Origin of the sequence: Streptomyces sp. NBC_01481, from assembly GCF_026339995.1 — a bacterium.
GTDB lineage: Bacteria > Actinomycetota > Actinomycetes > Streptomycetales > Streptomycetaceae > Streptomyces.
In genome coordinates, this window is record NZ_JAPEPT010000001.1 from 1,408,007 (window position 1) to 1,424,488 (window position 16,482).

14 protein-coding genes are annotated in these 16,482 nt (G+C 71.2%); 3 read left to right on the forward strand and 11 right to left on the reverse strand.

Going from position 1 to position 16,482, the window contains the following annotated elements; translation table 11 throughout:
* Nucleotides 1–50: 50 nt before the first annotated feature.
* From sucB to OOK40_RS06490, 3 genes are all read right to left on the reverse strand, one after another.
* Nucleotides 51–1,853: a 2-oxoglutarate dehydrogenase, E2 component, dihydrolipoamide succinyltransferase gene (sucB, locus tag OOK40_RS06480; protein WP_266477222.1), complete on the reverse strand. Its 1,803-nt coding sequence runs from the start codon at nucleotides 1,851–1,853 to the stop codon at nucleotides 51–53.
* Between the two features lie 54 nt (nucleotides 1,854–1,907).
* On the reverse strand, nucleotides 1,908–3,296 hold the full coding sequence (gene lpdA, locus OOK40_RS06485; RefSeq protein ID WP_266477224.1) for a dihydrolipoyl dehydrogenase: 1,389 nt from the start codon (nucleotides 3,294–3,296) through the stop codon (nucleotides 1,908–1,910).
* A gap of 279 nt (nucleotides 3,297–3,575) precedes the next feature.
* The gene (locus tag OOK40_RS06490; protein WP_266477226.1) at nucleotides 3,576–5,120 is read right to left on the reverse strand and encodes a leucyl aminopeptidase; all 1,545 of its coding nucleotides are present in this window, start codon (nucleotides 5,118–5,120) and stop codon (nucleotides 3,576–3,578) included.
* Between the two features lie 316 nt (nucleotides 5,121–5,436).
* Between OOK40_RS06490 and OOK40_RS06495 the strand changes: the two genes are divergently transcribed.
* The gene (locus OOK40_RS06495; protein ID WP_266478953.1) at nucleotides 5,437–6,219 is read left to right on the forward strand and encodes an endo alpha-1,4 polygalactosaminidase; all 783 of its coding nucleotides are present in this window, start codon (nucleotides 5,437–5,439) and stop codon (nucleotides 6,217–6,219) included.
* Nucleotides 6,220–6,298: 79 nt separating this feature from the next.
* Here the strand turns inward: OOK40_RS06495 and OOK40_RS06500 are convergent, their stop codons facing one another.
* Entirely contained in the window at nucleotides 6,299–7,075 is a 777-nt protein-coding gene (locus tag OOK40_RS06500; protein ID WP_323136039.1) for an adenosylcobinamide-GDP ribazoletransferase, read from the reverse strand.
* A 79-nt stretch (nucleotides 7,076–7,154) separates the two neighbouring features.
* On the opposite strand from OOK40_RS06500, the gene OOK40_RS06505 reads away from it, so the two are divergent.
* The gene (locus OOK40_RS06505) at nucleotides 7,155–7,910 is read left to right on the forward strand and encodes a hypothetical protein (protein ID WP_266477229.1); all 756 of its coding nucleotides are present in this window, start codon (nucleotides 7,155–7,157) and stop codon (nucleotides 7,908–7,910) included.
* Here OOK40_RS06505 and OOK40_RS06510 read toward each other — a convergent pair.
* The 4 genes from OOK40_RS06510 to OOK40_RS06525 form a co-directional block, all read right to left on the reverse strand.
* A complete protein-coding gene (locus tag OOK40_RS06510; RefSeq protein WP_266477231.1) occupies nucleotides 7,859–8,569 on the reverse strand; it encodes a hypothetical protein in 711 nt (236 codons plus the stop codon). The genes OOK40_RS06505 and OOK40_RS06510 overlap by 52 nt on opposite strands.
* A complete protein-coding gene (locus OOK40_RS06515; protein WP_266477233.1) occupies nucleotides 8,566–10,341 on the reverse strand; it encodes a phosphatidylglycerol lysyltransferase domain-containing protein in 1,776 nt (591 codons plus the stop codon). The genes OOK40_RS06510 and OOK40_RS06515 overlap by 4 nt, the downstream gene beginning before the upstream one ends.
* Before the next feature lie 80 nt (nucleotides 10,342–10,421).
* Nucleotides 10,422–11,492 (reverse strand): nicotinate-nucleotide--dimethylbenzimidazole phosphoribosyltransferase, encoded by a 1,071-nt coding sequence (gene cobT, locus OOK40_RS06520; RefSeq protein ID WP_266477235.1) that lies wholly within the window; start codon nucleotides 11,490–11,492, stop codon nucleotides 10,422–10,424.
* Between the two features lie 45 nt (nucleotides 11,493–11,537).
* Nucleotides 11,538–12,740 (reverse strand): bifunctional adenosylcobinamide kinase/adenosylcobinamide-phosphate guanylyltransferase, encoded by a 1,203-nt coding sequence (locus tag OOK40_RS06525; RefSeq protein WP_266477237.1) that lies wholly within the window; start codon nucleotides 12,738–12,740, stop codon nucleotides 11,538–11,540.
* A 96-nt stretch (nucleotides 12,741–12,836) separates the two neighbouring features.
* Between OOK40_RS06525 and OOK40_RS06530 the strand changes: the two genes are divergently transcribed.
* The gene (locus OOK40_RS06530) at nucleotides 12,837–13,046 is read left to right on the forward strand and encodes a hypothetical protein (RefSeq protein ID WP_266477239.1); all 210 of its coding nucleotides are present in this window, start codon (nucleotides 12,837–12,839) and stop codon (nucleotides 13,044–13,046) included.
* Nucleotides 13,047–13,202: 156 nt separating this feature from the next.
* On the opposite strand, the gene OOK40_RS06535 is transcribed toward OOK40_RS06530, so the two are convergent.
* From OOK40_RS06535 to OOK40_RS06545, 3 genes are all read right to left on the reverse strand, one after another.
* Nucleotides 13,203–14,972 (reverse strand): ABC transporter ATP-binding protein, encoded by a 1,770-nt coding sequence (locus OOK40_RS06535; protein ID WP_266477241.1) that lies wholly within the window; start codon nucleotides 14,970–14,972, stop codon nucleotides 13,203–13,205.
* A 100-nt stretch (nucleotides 14,973–15,072) separates the two neighbouring features.
* Nucleotides 15,073–15,798 carry a bifunctional 2-polyprenyl-6-hydroxyphenol methylase/3-demethylubiquinol 3-O-methyltransferase UbiG gene (locus OOK40_RS06540; RefSeq protein ID WP_266477243.1) on the reverse strand — a complete coding sequence of 242 codons (726 nt, stop codon included), beginning with the start codon at nucleotides 15,796–15,798 and terminating at the stop codon, nucleotides 15,073–15,075.
* 68 nt (nucleotides 15,799–15,866) lie between these two features.
* Nucleotides 15,867–16,418, reverse strand: a complete 552-nt coding sequence (locus tag OOK40_RS06545; RefSeq protein ID WP_266478956.1) for a DUF3043 domain-containing protein — start codon at nucleotides 16,416–16,418, stop codon at nucleotides 15,867–15,869.
* Nucleotides 16,419–16,482: the final 64 nt, after the last annotated feature.

The following is a 16,482-nucleotide window of genomic DNA, read 5'->3' on the forward strand; positions in this document are numbered from 1 at the left end:
CCCCGTCCGGAACAACTCCGGACGGGGCGCCGTCGTACTGCTGTTGAGCCCTACAGGCCGAGCTCGACCTCGAACTCGCCCGCTTCGAGGATCGCCTTGACGGCCGTCAGATAGCGGGCCGCGTCGGCGCCGTCCACCAGGCGGTGGTCGTAGGAGAGCGCCAGGTACGTCATGTCACGGACGCCGATGACGGTGCCCTCGGCGGTCTCGATGACCGCCGGACGCTTGACGGTGGCGCCGATGCCCAGGATGGCGGCCTGGTTCGGCGGCACGATGACCGTGTCGAACAGGGCGCCGCGCGAGCCGGTGTTGCTGATGGTGAAGGTCGCGCCGGACAGCTCGTCCGGAGTGATCTTGTTGCCGCGGACCTTGCCGGCCAGGTCGGCGGTGGCCTTGGAGATACCGGCCAGGTTCAGGTCGCCCGCGCCCTTGATGACCGGCGTCATCAGACCCTTCTCGGAGTCCACGGCGATGCCGATGTTCTCCGAGTCGAAGTACGTGATGGTGCCCTCGTCCTCGTTGATCCGGGCGTTGATGACCGGGTGGGCCTTCAGCGCCTGGGCAGCGGCCTTGACGAAGAACGGCATCGGGGACAGCTTGACGCCCTCACGGGCGGCGAAGGCGTCCTTGGCCTGGTTGCGCAGCCTCATCACCTTGGTGATGTCGACCTCGACGACCGAGGTCAGCTGGGCCTGGGTGTGCAGGGCCTTCATCATGTTGTCGCCGATGACCTTGCGCATGCGGGTCATCTTGACCGTCTGGCCGCGCAGCGGGGACACCGCGAGGGCCGGAGCCTTCGCGGCGGCCGGTGCGGCGGCGGCAGGAGCCGGAGCGGCAGCGGCGGCCCTGGCGGCCTCCGCGGCTGCGACGACGTCCTGCTTGCGGATGCGGCCACCGACGCCGGTGCCCTTGACCGAGGCCAGGTCAACGCCGTTCTCGGCGGCGAGCTTACGGACCAGGGGGGTCACGTACGCGTCGCTCGCTTCGGCAGCGGCGGGCGCGGCCGGAGCAGCAGGGGCCGGGGACTGTGCTGCCTTGGTCGGCTCCGCCGACGGGGTCGCCGGAGCGGCAGCGACCGGAGCCGGGGCCGCGGGAGCCACAGGGGCAGCCGGAGCCGGAGCCGGAGCCGGAGCCGGAGCCGGAGCCGGGGTGGGAGCAGCCGGAGCGGGAGCAGCGGCCGGGGCCGGGGCGGCGGGCGCGGGAGCCGCGGCCGGAGCCGCACCCGCGGCGCCGATCACGGCCAGCTTGGCGCCGACCTCCGCGGTCTCGTCCTCGCCGACGGTGATCTCCAGCAGCACACCGGAAGCCGGGGCCGGGATCTCGGTGTCGACCTTGTCCGTGGAGACCTCGAGCAGCGGCTCGTCGGCCTCGACGCTCTCGCCGACCTGCTTGAGCCAGCGGGTGACGGTGCCCTCGGTGACGCTCTCGCCGAGCGCCGGAAGGACGACGTCCGTACCGGTGGCGCCGCCCGCGGGGGCAGCGGCCGGAGCGGGCTCGGCGGCCGGGGCCGGAGCCTGGGCGACCGGAGCCGGAGCGGCGGGGGCGGCCGGGGTCTCGGCCACGGCGGTCGGGGCCTCGGCGGCAGCCGGAGCCGGGGCGGCGGCGGGCGCGCCGCTGCCGTCGTCGATGATCGCCAGCTCGGCGCCGACCTCGACGGTCTCGTCCTCGGCGACCTTGATGGAGGCGAGGATGCCCGCGGCCGGGGCCGGGATCTCGGTGTCGACCTTGTCGGTCGACACCTCGAGCAGCGGCTCGTCGGCCTCGACTCGTTCGCCCTCGGCCTTCAGCCAGCGGGTGACAGTGCCCTCGGTGACGCTCTCGCCGAGCGCCGGAAGGGTTACGGAAACCGACATGGTTTCTGTTGCTCCTAACGAATGTGCGGAAGTGGTCGTCGGGCCCGCGGGGGCTCAGTCGTGGGAGTGCAGGGGCTTGCCCGCGAGTGCCAGGTGGGCCTCGCCGAGCGCCTCGCTCTGCGTCGGGTGCGCGTGGATGAGCTGCGCGACCTCGGCCGGCAGAGCCTCCCAGTTGTAGATCAGCTGAGCCTCACCGACCTGCTCGCCCATACGGTCACCGACCATGTGGACGCCGACCACGGCACCGTCCTTGACCTGGACGAGCTTGATCTCGCCCGCGGTCTTGAGGATCTTGCTCTTGCCGTTGCCCGCGAGGTTGTACTTCAGGGCGACGACCTTGTCCGCACCGTAGATCTCCTTGGCCTTGGCCTCGGTGATGCCCACGGAGGCGACCTCGGGGTGGCAGTACGTCACCCGGGGCACACCGTCGTAGTCGATCGGAACGGTCTTCAGACCGGCCAGCCGCTCTGCAACCAGGATGCCCTCGGCGAAGCCGACGTGCGCGAGCTGGAGGGTCGGGACGAGGTCGCCGACCGCGGAGATCGTGGGGACATTCGTCTGCATGTACTCGTCGACCAGGACATAGCCGCGCTCCATCGCGACGCCCTGCTCCTCGTAGCCGAGACCGGCGGAGACGGGGCCGCGGCCGACGGCGACGAGCAGCACCTCGGCCTCGAAGGCCTTGCCGTCCGCGAGCGTGACGCGCACGCCGTCCGCGGTGTACTCGGCCTTCTCGAAGAAGGTGCCCAGGTTGAACTTGATGCCGCGCTTGCGGAACGCGCGCTCAAGAAGCTTCGAGCTGTTCTCGTCCTCGACCGGGACGAGGTGCTTCAGGCCCTCGATGACGGTGACGTCGGAGCCGAAGGACTTCCAAGCGGAGGCGAACTCGACGCCGATGACGCCGCCGCCCAGCACGATCGCGGACTGCGGGACGCGGTCCAGCACCAGCGCGTGGTCCGAGGAGATGATGCGGTTGCCGTCGATCTCGAGGCCCGGCAGCGACTTCGGTACGGAGCCGGTGGCGAGAAGGACGTGGCGGCCCTGGACGCGCTGGCCGTTGACGTCGACGGAGGTGGGGGAGGACAGCCGGCCCTCGCCCTCGATGTAGGTGACCTTGCGGGAGGCGATCAGACCCTGGAGACCCTTGTACAGGCCCGAGATCACCTCGTCCTTGTACTTGTGGACCGCCGCCATGTCGATGCCCTCGAAGGCGGCCTTGACGCCGAACTGGTCGGCCTCACGAGCCTGGTCGGCGATTTCGCCGGCGTGCAGCAGTGCCTTCGTGGGGATGCATCCGTTGTGCAGGCAGGTGCCGCCGACCTTGCCCTTCTCGATCAGGGCGACGTCCAGGCCCAGCTGAGCTCCACGCAGCGCCGCAGCGTAACCGCCGCTACCACCGCCGAGGATCACTAGGTCGAAAACGGTGCTGGCGTCGTTCGCCACGTCACGTCCTCCATGCATGTGCGCCGGTCGCCGGTCCTCTGTGACCGGGCGGCGGCTGGTGTTCGGCCGCTGTTTCTTCGGCCCTGTGGTGGGGGCCCTGTCCTGCCGAGAACCCATCTTCGCACTTGTTGACGGACGGCGGGACCCGGGGCCGGTTTAGGGGTATCCCCCTACCGCGGGCCCGGACCTGGACCTCCGTGTCCTCAAGCGCAGTACGGGCTCAAAGATTCCCTCCGCCTGCGATCGGGGCACGGGTCCGGGGGCCGGGCCCGGCAGTGACTAACCCAGGTCGCCGTCGGCCGTGCGCTCGGCCAGCTTCACCAGCGTGCGGATCGCGGAGCCGGTGCCGCCCTTGGGGGTGTAGCCGAACGGCGCGCCCTCGTGGAAGGCCGGGCCCGCGATGTCCAGGTGCGCCCAGGTGATGCCCTCGCCCACGAACTCCTTCAGGAACAGGCCGGCCACCAGGCCGCCGCCCATCCGCTCACCCATGTTGGCGATGTCGGCGGTCGGGGAGTCCATGCCCTTGCGCAGCTCGGTGGGGAGCGGCATCGGCCAGGACTGCTCCCCGACCTCCTCCGCGATCTCGTGGATCGAGGTACGGAAGGCGTCGTCGTTCGCCATGATGCCGAAGGTGCGGTTGCCCAGTGCCATCACCATCGCGCCGGTCAGCGTCGCCACGTCGACGATCGCGTCCGGGTTCTCCTCACAGGCCCTGGTGAGCGCGTCGCCCAGGACCAGACGGCCCTCGGCGTCGGTGTTGAGCACCTCGACCGTCTTGCCGCTGTACATACGCAGCACGTCGCCGGGGCGGGTGGCCGAACCCGACGGCATGTTCTCGGCGAGCGCGAGCCAGCCGGTGACATTGACGGCCAGACCCAGACGGGCGGCCGCGACGACGGCGGCGAACACCGCGGCGGCGCCGCTCATGTCGCACTTCATCGTCTCGTTGTGGCCGGCCGGCTTGAGCGAGATGCCGCCCGAGTCGTAGGTGATGCCCTTGCCGACCAGGGCGAGCGTCTTGGCCGCCTTGGAGTGGGTGTAGGAGAGCTTGACCAGGCGCGGCGGGTTCTGCGAACCCTGGCCGACGCCGAGGATGCCGCCGAAGCCGCCCTTGAGGAGCGCCTTCTCGTCCAGGACCTGGACCTTGATGCCGTGCTCCTTGCCGGCGGCGGTGGCCACGGCGGCGAAGGCCTCGGGGGTGAGGTCGTTCGGCGGGGTGTTGACCAGGTCGCGGGCGCGGTTGATCTCCTCGGTCAGCGCGATTGCGCGCTCGGCCGCAGCCTTGTACGCCTTGTCGCGCGGCTTGGCGCCGAGCAGGGCGACCTCGGCGAGCGGCTGCTTCGGGCCGTTGCCGTTGCCGGTCTTGGCGTTCTTCGCGTCCTTCTCGCCGCCCTGGTAGGCGGTGAAGGAGTACGCGCCGAGCAGCGCTCCCTCAGCGATGGCCTCCGCGTCCTCGGACGCCTCGACGGGCAGCGCGAAGGCGGCCTTCTTCGAACCGGCCAGCGCGCGGGCGGCGACGCCCGCGGCACGGCGAAGCGATTCGGCGGTGAACGCCTCGTCCTTCTCGGGGACCGGGCCCAGACCGACGGCCATGATGACCGGCACCTTGAGGGAAGAGGGGGCCGGGAGCTTGGTCACCTCGCCCTCGGCACCCGAGGCGCCGAGGGTTTCCAGCACGGAGGCGAGCTTTCCGTCGAACGCCTTGTCCACGGCCTCGGCGCCCGGCGCGACAACCGGGCCCTTGGCGCCCTTAGCGACGCCGACGACGAGGGCGTCGGCGCGGAGCGTCGCCGCGCCGGCGGTGCTGAGAGTGAGAGCAGTCACGGTGGTGAAATCTCGCTTCCGTTGAGTTCCGGGGCCGTAGAGCCGTAGACAGGGGATGGATCGGCATCCCACGCCGGGCAAGAGCCTACGCGCGGTCACATGTCTCGCTCACGGCGGCGGTGGTTCACCCGTCCGGCGCCGGGGTGGCGAGACCTCGGTCACACTCACCCCGTTCGGGCGAGGGAGCAAGGGGCTCCTTTGCATCATCTCCCCAGGTCCTCCGTACGCTGCGCGTGTGTCCGAGAAGCATTCCGTGAAGAACGTGTCGGCGCCGTACTACCAGCATCCCGCCGAACCGCCCCGCGGTCCGAGATGTCTGCTGCTGGCGCTGCTCCTGCTCGTACTCGCGGGCTGCACCACATCGCCTGACAGCGACATGCCGACCCCCGGGCCGACCGCCGGGCGCTGGCAGCCCGAGCCCGGTGTGGCCTGGCAGTGGCAGCTCAGCGGCAGGCTCGATCCGACCGTGGATGTGCCGGTGTACGACATCGACGGCTTCGACCACCAGAAGGCCGCGGTCGACGACCTGCACCGCCGTGGCCGGAAGGTCATCTGCTATCTCTCCACGGGCGCCTGGGAGGACTTCCGCCCGGACGCCGGGAAGTTTCCGAAGTCGGTTCTCGGCCGGGGCAACGGCTGGGACGGCGAGCGCTGGCTCGACATCCGCCGTACCGACATCCTCGAACCCCTCATGGCGGCACGCATCGACATGTGCCGCACCAAGGGGTTCGACGCGGTCGAGCCGGACAACATGGACGGCTACGCCAACACCACCGGCTTCCCTCTCACCGCCGCCGACCAGCTGCGCTACAACCGCCTGATCGCCCGACTCGCCCACGACCGCGGCATGTCCGTGGGCCTCAAGAACGATCTGGACCAGATCCCGCAGCTGGTGGGGGACTTCGACTTCGCGGTCAACGAACAGTGCGCGGAGCACGAGGAGTGCGAGGAGATGACGCCGTTCATCGAGGCGGGCAAGGCGGTCTTCCATGTCGAGTACGAGCTGAAGACCAGTGAGTTCTGTCCCGAGGCCCGGCGGCTGAAGCTCAGCTCGATGCTGAAGAAGTACGAACTGGGGGTGTGGCGCGCGCCTTGCTAGGGAGTGTCTTCAAAGTAGCGTCGTCCGCCCGAAGGGCGTGCCGGGCGTCGCCAGGCAGACGGGACTTTGAAGACACGACCTAGCCGAGCGCCAGCGCGATCAGGGCAGCCGTCGCCGCGGTCTCGGCCAGCGCGCCGAAGACGTCCCCGGTCACCCCGCCGAAGCGCCGTACGCAGTGACGCAGCAGGAGTTGGGCCGCGCCCAGACCGGCCAGGACAGCCAGGGCCTGGTGCAGTGCGCCGCCGTATCCGCCCAGGAGCGCGCCCGCGGCCGCGCAGCCGGCGGTGACCAGCGCCGCGACGGCCAGCCCGGTGCGTACGGGAACGCTTTCCGCGACCGCCGCGCCCAGGCCCTCCGGGCGGGCCGCCGGGATGCCCGTGCGGGAGGCGAGGGTGAGGGCGAGGCGCGCGGTCACGGCCGAGACCGCCGCGCCGAGCGCGCCGTACGCCCAGCCCTCGGCGTACAGCCCGGCCACCGCCGCGACCTGCGCGAGCAGCACGAACAGCAGCGTGATGACCCCGAACGGACCGATGTCCGACTGCTTCATGATCCGCAGCGCGTCCTCGGCGGGCTTGGCGCTGCCGAGACCGTCGGCCGTGTCGGCGAGGCCGTCGAGATGGAGGCCTCGGGTGAGCGCCGCCGGGACGGCGACGGTGGCCACGGCGGCGAGCAGCGGGCCCGAGCCCAGCAGCGTCAGCACTCCGCCGATGCCCGCGGCGCAGAAGCCCACGACCAGACCGGCCGACGGCGCGCACAGCATTCCGGCGCGTGCCGCGTCCCGGTCCCAGCGCTTCACACGGACCGGAAGGACGGTCAGGGTGCCGAAGGCGAAACGTATACCGGCCGAAGAGATCACCGGCGAAGGGTAGCCCGGCCCACCAGCCGGCCCGACAGAGGGTAAATTGCGCAAGAACCACATATCGGGAGCAGGTGGCATGGGTCACTGGTTTTACCGCAACATCACAGAGCCGGGAAAGCTCCCGATGCTGCTCGCGCTGACCTCCTTCGTGCTCACCTTCCTGATCACCCGCACGATCGTCCGGATGATCAGGGCGGGGCGCGGGCCGTTCCGGAACGTCACGCCCGGCGGCATGCACATCCACCATGTCGTTCCCGGCGTCATCCTCACCGTCATCGGCGGCTTCGGCGCGGTCGGTAGCGGACGGCACGGCGTCGCCGCCGCCGTCTGCGCGGTCATCTTCGGCATGGGCGCGGGCCTCGTCCTGGACGAGTTCGCGCTGATCCTCCATCTCGACGACGTCTACTGGAGCGAGCAGGGGCGTCAGAGCGTGGAGGTCGTGGTGCTCGCCGCGGCCCTGGCGCTGCTGGTCCTCAGCGGCTTCGCACCGCTCGGCGTCAACGACATGAGCGCCGACGAACGCCAGGACCGTGCCTCGCTGATCCTGACGCTGGTGATCAACTTTCTGCTGGTGCTCATCACGATGTTCAAGGGCAAGCCACGGATGGCCCTCATCAGCGTGCTGGTGCCGTTCGTGGGGATGTTCGGGGCGGTACGTCTCGCCCGGCCCGGCTCGCCCTGGGCCCGGCGCTTCTACCGCAGCCGGCCCAAGGCCCGTGCCAAGGCCCGGCTGCGCTCCTTCCACCACGACCGCCGCTGGGACCGCAAGCGGCGCAAGCTTCAGGACCTGATCGGCGGCGCGCCCGACCGGCCCGCCGTGCGCGAGCGCTGAAGTCTGCGCCGCCTTCGCCGTCGTAGCGCCGAAATCCCGATCACCGCGAACACGGCCACGATCGCCGTCAGATGCTCCTTGCCCGCGAGGTTGTTCTTGACCAGTACCTCGACGATCATCGCGGCGATCACCAGCGAGGCCGTGAACCAGGCGTGGTAGCGCCAGCAGACGAAGAGCGCGAGACCGATGACGGCCGCGGACGGGCCGGTGTCGACGACCTGCGCGTCGGAGGCGGGCAGCCCGAGGAGATGGTCGGGACCGAGCGAGACGCCGATCCGTGCGTACGTCGTCCCGGCCAGCGTCGCCACGTACGCGATGACCAGCGTCCGCCACACGCCCAGACAGATCTCCGCGATCCCGAACACCAGCAGCACCTGTGCCAGCGCTCCCCACACCGGCAGGTCCAGCGCGGGCACGAACAGCGACAGCGGGGTGCGCAGCAGGGCCACCCACAGCGGGTCATCGGCTTTGACGAAGCCGATGTCGCGGACCGGGCCGAAGCCCCAGGACTGGTTCTGCACCACCTGGAAGAACGCTGTGAGGCAGACCGCCCCGAGCGTCATCGGAACGGCCCGCCACTTCTCGGTGACGATCGCCGTCCGAAGAGTCGAGTACAGGGGCCCCCACTCGCGGCGCGCGAACGCGTTCAGTGTGCTCAACGCTTGGTCTCCAGGTGTCTGCGGTGCATCCACTTGGGCAGACCGGGCGCCTCCAGGAAGCCCTCGGCGCGGCCCGCGGCGATGCCGATGCGCAGCAGGTCGGCGCTCTTCTCGAAGAGCATGAAACGGGGCTCCCAGATCGGTCGGTACTTGGCGTTGGCGCGGTAGAGCGACTCGATCTGCCACCAGCGGGAGAAGAAGCTGAGCAGCGAGCGCCACAGCCTCAGCACCGGACCGGCGCCGAGCCTCGAGCCGCGTTCGAAGACCGACCTGAACATCGCGAAGTTCAGCGAGACCTGTGTGATCCCGATCTCGTTCGCGCGCTGCAGGAGTTCGATGACCATGAACTCCATCAGGCCGTTCTCGGAGTCCCGGTCACGCCGCATCAGATCGAGCGAGAGGCCCTTGGGGCCCCAGGGCACAAAGCTCAGCACCGCCCGCAGCGCGCCGTCGCCGTCCGTGCATTCGAGTATCACGCAGCGGCCGTCACCCGGATCGCCGAGCCGGCCGAGCGCCATCGAGAAGCCGCGTTCGGTGGCCCCGTCGCGCCAGTCGTCCGCCCTCCGGAGAAGGACGTCCATCTCCTCGGGCGCGATCTCCTCGTGGCGGCGGATCCGCACCTCGTAGCCGGCGCGCTTGACCCGGTTGCAGGCCTGGCGCACGGTCCGCATCGCGCGCCCGTCCAGGGTGAAGTCGTCGGTCTCGACGATCGCCTCGTCGCCCAGTTCCAGCGCGTCCAGGCCGTGCCGCGCGTAGACGGTGCCCGCTTCCTCGCTCGCGCCCATCACGGCGGGGATCCAGCCGTGTTCGCGGGCCTCGGCCAGCCAGGGCGCGATCGCGCCGGGCCAGGCCTCCGGGTCGCCGATGGGGTCGCCGGACGCGAGCGAGACCCCGCCGACGACCCGGTAGACGACGGCGGCCTTGCCGGTGGGGGACCAGACCACGCTCTTCTCGCGGCGCAGCGAGAAGTAGCCGAGCGAGTCCCGGTCGCCGTGGCGCTGGAGCAGAACGCGCAGCCGTTCCTCGTCGTCCTCGGTGAGCGGGTCGACGGCGCGCCGGGAGCGGAAGGCCGCGTACAGCACGGCGAGCAGCAGCAGCGTGGAAAGGACGTTGATGGTGACATTCACCCAGCCGGGCGTCGCGATCCCGGCGAAGCGGGAGTCGTCGGCGGCGAGTGAGACCAGGCGCATCGCGCCGTAGCGCCAGCGCTCCAGGAAGGTGGAGTGGCCCGTCGAGGAGTTGGTGGCGGTGACGAGTATGGCGGCGAGCAGCGAGGTGACCAGCAGCCCGCCGGCGGCGACGGCCGCGGCCAGCCGGGGGTTGGCGCGGTCGCCCTTCGCGTAGAACTCCCGCCGTCCGAGCGCCAGGGCGAGCACGAAGGCGGTGGTCAGGCCGAGTGACATCCAGTTCTGGGCGTGCTCGCGGATGTCGGGGTCGACGGCGACGGCGAGGACGAAGAGCAGCAGAAAGAGCCCCGCCAGTACGAAGTTGAGGATCCACGCGGCCCGCTTGCGGCGGCGCATGGTGATGGCCAGGAAGAGGGTGAAGGCCCCGGAGGCGAAGCCCGCGGTCAGCAGATACGGCGTGAAGTAGTCATCAATGTTGTGGCGCCGCAGATCCTGGCCGAGAGAGACCCAGACGGCGCTCAGGAGGTTGATGAACGTCACGGCGCGCAGATACCAGACGGCGAACGCCGCGCTGCGCCGTGAGCGGTGGGTGCTGCGGCTCGTGCTTGGGCTCGTCTCGACGCTGGACAAACGGACCTCTCCCATGAAACGCGATGATATGGGGCATCACGCGCCAAGATGGGCGAGGCTGCGGTCGCCTGGTTACTGGCGGCCGCGCCGTCGCATCAGTCCGAATCGCTCTCCACCGGCTCTGTGCGCTCCGGCAGTTCGGCCGCGAGCGCGGCAGCCGCCTGCACGAGGGGGAGCGCGAGCAATGCCCCGGTTCCTTCGCCCACAGTGACGCCCTGATCGAGCAGCGGGTTGAGCGCCATCCGGTCCAGTGCCTTCGCCTGCGCCGGTTCGCCGCTCACCTGGCCCGCGAGCCACCAGTCCGGCGCGCGGAACGCGGCACGCTGCCCGACCAGCGCACACGCCGCCGATACGACTCCGTCGAGGATCACCGGCATCCGGCGTACCGCGCTCTGCAGCAGGAAGCCGGTCGTCGCCGCCAGATCCGCGCCGCCCACCGCCGCCAGCAGCTCCAGCTGATCACCCAGCACCGGCCGGGCGCGGCGCAGCGCGTCGCGGATCGCCGCGCACTTGCGCATCCACGCCAGATCGTCGATGCCCGCGCCGCCGCGGCCGGTCACCACCGAGGCGTCGGTGCCGCACAACGCGGCGATCAGCGTGGAAGCGGGCGTGGTGCCGCCGACGCTCAGATCGCCGAGTACGACCAGATCCGTGCCGGAGTCGGCCTCCTCGTCGGCGATCGTCATGCCCAGGCGCACGGCCGCCTCGGTCTCCTCGATCGTCATCGCGTCCTCGACGTCGATCCGTCCGCTGCCGCGCCGCACCCGATGGCGTACGACCTCCTCGGGCAGCAGCTCCGGGTCGCAGTCCAGACCGGCGTCCACGATCCGTACCGGCACACCCGCCCGGCGGGCCAGCACGGCGACCGGGCTCCCGCCCTCCAGCGTGGTGCGCACGAGCCGGTGAGCGGAGCCGGACTCCCGGGCGGAGACGCCCAGTTGGGCCACTCCGTGATCACCGGCGAACAGCACCACTCGCGGCTGCACGATGGGCCTGACCGGCACCGAGGCCTGCGCGGTGGAGAGCCACTCGCCCAGCTCGTCGAGCCGCCCGAGGGAACCGGGCGTCACGATCAGCCGCTCCCGGCGTTCCTCGGCATCACGCCGGATGCCGCTGTCGGGGCGCTCGATCAGATCGGAGAAGTCATCGAGATTCAGCCTGCTCATTCGCCGAACAGTACCGGCAGCCATGCCGTGTCCGTGCGGCGCCCGTCAGCTGCGCAGCACGATGGCCTGGCCCGCGACGACCAGCAGGAGGTGCTCGCACTCGTCGGCGAAAGCGGCGTTGAGACGGCCCAGTTCGTCGCGGAAGCGGCGGCCCGACGCGGTGGCGGGCACGACGCCACTGCCGACCTCGTTGGTCACCGCGACGACGGTGCGGGAGGTGGTGCGTACGGCCGCGACCAGCTCGGCGACCCGCTCGCGCAGCGCGTCCTCGCCGCCCGTGTCCCAGGTCGCGTCGTCCCAGGCGCCCACTTTGTCCATCGCGTCGGTCAGCCACAGGGACAGACAGTCGATCAGCAGCGGCGGCCCGTCCTCGGCGAGCAGGGGTACGAGATCGCAGGTCTCGGCCGTACGCCAGGAGCCGGGACGGCGCTCGCGGTGCAGCCAGACCCGGGACGCCCACTCGGTGTCCCCCTCCCGGCCGCCGCCGGTCGCGACGTACAGCACCTCGGGGAAGGTCTCCAGCCGGCGCTCGGCCTCCAGCGACTTGCCCGAGCGGGCGCCGCCGGTGACAAGGGTGCGACGGGGGAGATCCGGTACGGCGTGGTACTCGCCCACGATCAGCGTCGTCCCGTCGGGCACGGCCCGCGCACCCGCGGCAGCGAGCCGGCGAGCCAGCTCCGGGGCGCCGCCGGGAACGTCGTGGTCCAGGTGCACGGCGACGACATCGGTGGTCGAGCCGATCGCCCCGGACGCGCGCAGCCGGGCGATCGCGTCGGGCCGCCCCACGACATCGCCGACGACCATCTCGTACGCGGCCAGGCCCTCCGCGAGACCCGCGGGTGCGCCGCCCGGGGGCAGATACAGCAGCCGCTCGCCATCCGGTGAGGTCACCTCGTACCCCGTGCCCGGGTTGTCCATCGACACGGCCCGCACCCGGTGCCCGCTGATCAGCGTCAACTCCCGCCCGTCCGGCACCCGCCCGGCCGCGGGCAGCCCGGCGGGCAGATCGACCGCGGGCCCGTCGTGCGGATGCGTCAGCAGCACCTGCCGTACGCCGACGAGGGAATGCCCCGCCCGTGCGGCGGCCAGGGCGGCGCCGGGCGTGAGATCGAGCAGCAGGGCCCCGTCGACGAGCAGCGCGGTCGCGGCCCGCGCGGACGCCCCGCGCGCGGTGGCGCAGACGGCGCACGGACAGTCGGGCCGGGGGAGTCCGGCGGGCGCGCCGGTGCCGAGCAGTGTGAGTTCCACGCCTCTGATCCTCCCGCGTCACCGCGGGGCGTGCGCGCCCGGCTACGCTGCGGGCAGCAGTGATCAGCTGATGGCCCCTGGGAGTGGGAGGCGGACATGGCATGGACGTGGCGTTTCGAGAAGTCCGACGGAACGGAGGTCCAGCCGGCGGTGCAGCCGGAGGAGTTCACGACGCAGGGTGACGCGGAGTCCTGGATCGGCGAGGTCTGGAAGGACTTGCTGGAGGGCGGGGCGGACCAGGTGGTGCTGTCGGAGGACGGCACGAAGATCTACGGCCCGATGAGCCTGCACGCGACCGAGGGGTAGTCCTCAAACGCCGGACGGGCTGAATGTGCGGCCCTACCGCACATTCAGCCCCTCCGGCGCTGAGGAGCAGGGAGGTTGGGGGTCCCCCCGGACGGAGTCTGGGGGGAGGGCGGGATGGGGAACAGGCCCGCCGCAGGCGCCCCCGCCCCGCCCAGATCAGCGCGCCGTCGCCAGAAACTGCGTCGCCGCCAGCTCCCCGTACAGCGGATCCGACGCCACCAGCTCCCCGTGCGTCCCCACCGCCCGCACCTTCCCCGCGTCCATCACCACGATCCGGTCCGCCAGCGTCACCGTCGACAGCCGGTGGGCCACCACCAGCACGGTCACCTCGCGCGACACCTCGGCGACCACATCCCGCAGCGCCATCTCGTTGACCGCGTCCAGCTGCGAGGTCGCCTCGTCCAGAAGCAGCAGCCGCGGCCGCCGCAGCAGCGCCCGCGCGATCGCCACCCGCTGCCGCTCGCCGCCCGAGAGCTTGGAACCGCGGTGCCCGACCACCGTCTCGAGACCGTCCGGCAGCCGGTCAACCAGAGCATCGAGCCTGGCCCGTACGAGAACGTCCCGGATCTGCTCCTCGCTCGCGTCCGGCGCCGCGAAGACCAGGTTCTCGCGCAGCGTTCCCGACAGCACCGGAGCGTCCTGCTCGACATAGCCGATCGAGGCCCGCAGATCGGCCAGCGGCCAGTCCCGTATGTCCTTGCCGTCCACGAGGATCCGGCCGCCGCCCGCCTCGTAGAAGCGCTCGATCAGCCCGAAGACCGTCGTCTTGCCCGCGCCCGACGGCCCGACGAACGCCGTCATCCCCGCGCCGGGCACCTCGAACGAGACGCCCTGATGGACATAGGGAAGATCGTCCCGGTAGCGGAAGGTGACGTCCTTGAAGACGACCGACGCGGGTCCCGTGCCGGGGACGCCCTGAGGCGGTGTCAGCGTCTCCGTCTCCAGCCGCTCCGCCTCCACGATCCGCGCGATCGCCGCCGAGCCCACCTGGTACTGCGAGGCCGCCTCCACCAGCTTCGACACCGGATCGATCAGATAGAAGAGGAACAGCAGGAAGGCCACCAGCGTCGAGACGGAGATCGCGCCCGAGGCGACCCGCGCCCCGCCGATCCCCAGTACCGCCAGGAACGACACCTGCACCGCCAGGCCCACCGACGACCAGGCCGCCGACTGCCACTTCGCGGACCGTACGCCGTGCCGCCACGCCTCCCGCGCCGCCTTGGCCACGACCTCCGTCTCGCGCTCCTCGGCGCCCGAGGCCTTGACCGTACGGAAGGCTCCGAAGGCCCGCTCCAGCACGGTGGATATCTCGCCGACCGCCTCCTGCGAGCGCTTCGTCGCCTGCGCGATCTTCGGCATCAGCAGCCCGACACAGCCGCCGATCAGCACGATCACGCCGAGCGTGACGCCCAGCAGGACGACGTCCATCAGGCCCATCATCACGATCGTGGCGAGGAAGGCGAGCCCGCCGGTCGCCGCCGAGACGATCGACTGGGTGGTCACCGCGCGCAGCAGCGTGGTGTCGGAGGTGACCCGGGACATCAGATCGCCGGGCTGGGTGCGCTCCACCTCGGGCAGCTTCAGCCGCAGCAGCCGGCCGATCAGCGAGCGGCGTGCGGCAAGGACCACGGACTCGGCGGTGCGCTCCAGGATGTACGTGCCCACCGCCTCGATTGCGGTGCCGAGCACCACCAGGGCGGTGAGCAGCAGCAGGACGCCGGTGATCGACTCGTCCTGGCCGAGCTTGTCGACCAGGGACTTGGCGGCGAGCGGCTGGGCGAGAGCGGTCACCGTGCCCACCAGGGCCAGGGACGCGCCGAGCGCGACGACCCAGCGGTGCGGCCGGAAATGTGCGTACAGCGCCCGCCAGGTCTCCCGGGCCGGGAGTCTGACGGGCGGCTTCTCTGTGGCTTCTGCGGTGGTCACTTGAGTGAGGACGCGAAAAACGCCAACGCGCCTGTGCCGAAGCCGAATTCAGCCACGAATTCGGCCGGATGCGGCCTAGGTCGTGTCCGCAGCCGCGTCCTCAGCCCCGTACGCCGCACAGATGCAGGAGCGCCGCCACCCGGCGGTAGGGCTCCGTGCGTCCCGCCCGGTCCTCCGCGGCCAGCAGCCGTTCCAGCTCCGTCGCGGCGGGCAGCTGGGCGTCGTTCGGCACGTTGTCGGTGAAGACCCGGACGCCGTACCAGGCGTGCAGCGGCGCCGCGATCCCCGCGAGGGTCGCCGTCAGCGCCTCCAGGCGGTCCGCCCGCACCGACAGCCCGAGCCGGTTGGTGTACGTGTCCGAGTCGAAGGCGGTCAGTGCCCCCGGCCAGTCCCCGGCGAGGCCGGGCCGCATGGCCAGCGCGTCGCCGTTGCGTACCAACAGGGAGAGCAGGCCCCCCGGCGCGAGCATTCTGGCCAGCCCCGCGAGCATCGCGTCCGGCTCCTGGACATACATCAGCACCCCGTGACAGAGCACCACGTCGAAGCTGCCGGGCAGGAAGTGCACCCCGGTCTCGCGGCCGTCGCCCTCGATCAGCCGGACCCGCTCGCGGATCCCGGCCGGCTCGCCGGCCAGCGACTCATGGGCCGCCTTGAGCATCTCGGCGTCCGACTCCAGGCCCGTCACGGTGTGACCGGCCCGCGCCAGGCGCAGGGCCTGGGTGCCCTGGCCCATGCCGACGTCGAGGATCCGCAGCCGCTGTCCGACCGGATAGCGCGCGGCTATCTGCTCGTCGAGCTGCCGGGCGACGAGTTCCTGGCGGACCATGTTGCGCAGTCCGCCGAGCCCGGCCAGCCATTCGGCCGAAGCGCCCCCGAATCCGGAGACTTCCGGGCTCAGGGCCGCTCTCCGCGCTTGACCTGCGGCTTCGGCAGGCGCAGTCGGCGCATCTGGAGCGTACGCATCAGGCCGTAGGCGACCGCGCCGCGCTTGGGCTCGTTCGGGAAGCGCTCGTTCAGCTGCTTCTTCATACGGAACGCCAGGCCGATGGAGTCGACGATGATCAGCACGATCACGCCGAGCCACAGCAGCAGCGCGATGTTCTGCAGCGAGCCGACCCGGACCATGCTCAGGACCAGGATCACCACCGCGAGCGGCAGGAAGAACTCGGCGATGCAGAAGCGGGAGTCGACGAAGTCCCGCACGAACCGGCGGACCGGTCCCTTGTCACGGGCCGGCAGATACCGTTCGTCGCCGCTGGCGAGGGCCTCGCGCTGCCGGGCCAGGTCGGCGCGGCGGGCCTCCCGCTGGCGCTTCGTGGCCTCCTTGCGGTCGGCCGGCGCGCTGGAGGCACGGCGACGCTGGGTCTGGGCCTCACTGCGCTTGGGCGTGGGGCGGCCCTTCGGGGCCTCGGGGGCGCGGGGCTGCTTGGAGAGGTCTACCTGCACCTTGCCGGTGGGGGACTTCTCTTCCTTGGAACGGCTACCAAACACAAAGCCCAAGGGTACGGGG

Excerpts from the sequence above, each read along its gene's own strand:
- sucB (WP_266477222.1), bottom strand. The coding sequence starts at position 1,853 with ATGTCGGTTTCCGTAACCCTTCCGGCGCTCGGCGAGAGCGTCACCGAG.
- OOK40_RS06505 (WP_266477229.1), top strand. The coding sequence starts at position 7,155 with ATGGGTCACTGGTTTTACCGCAACATCACAGAGCCGGGAAAGCTCCCG.
- OOK40_RS06515 (WP_266477233.1), bottom strand. The coding sequence starts at position 10,341 with ATGGGAGAGGTCCGTTTGTCCAGCGTCGAGACGAGCCCAAGCACGAGC.
- cobT (WP_266477235.1), bottom strand. The coding sequence starts at position 11,492 with ATGAGCAGGCTGAATCTCGATGACTTCTCCGATCTGATCGAGCGCCCC.
- OOK40_RS06530 (WP_266477239.1), top strand. The coding sequence starts at position 12,837 with ATGGCATGGACGTGGCGTTTCGAGAAGTCCGACGGAACGGAGGTCCAG.
- OOK40_RS06540 (WP_266477243.1), bottom strand. The coding sequence starts at position 15,798 with ATGGTCCGCCAGGAACTCGTCGCCCGGCAGCTCGACGAGCAGATAGCC.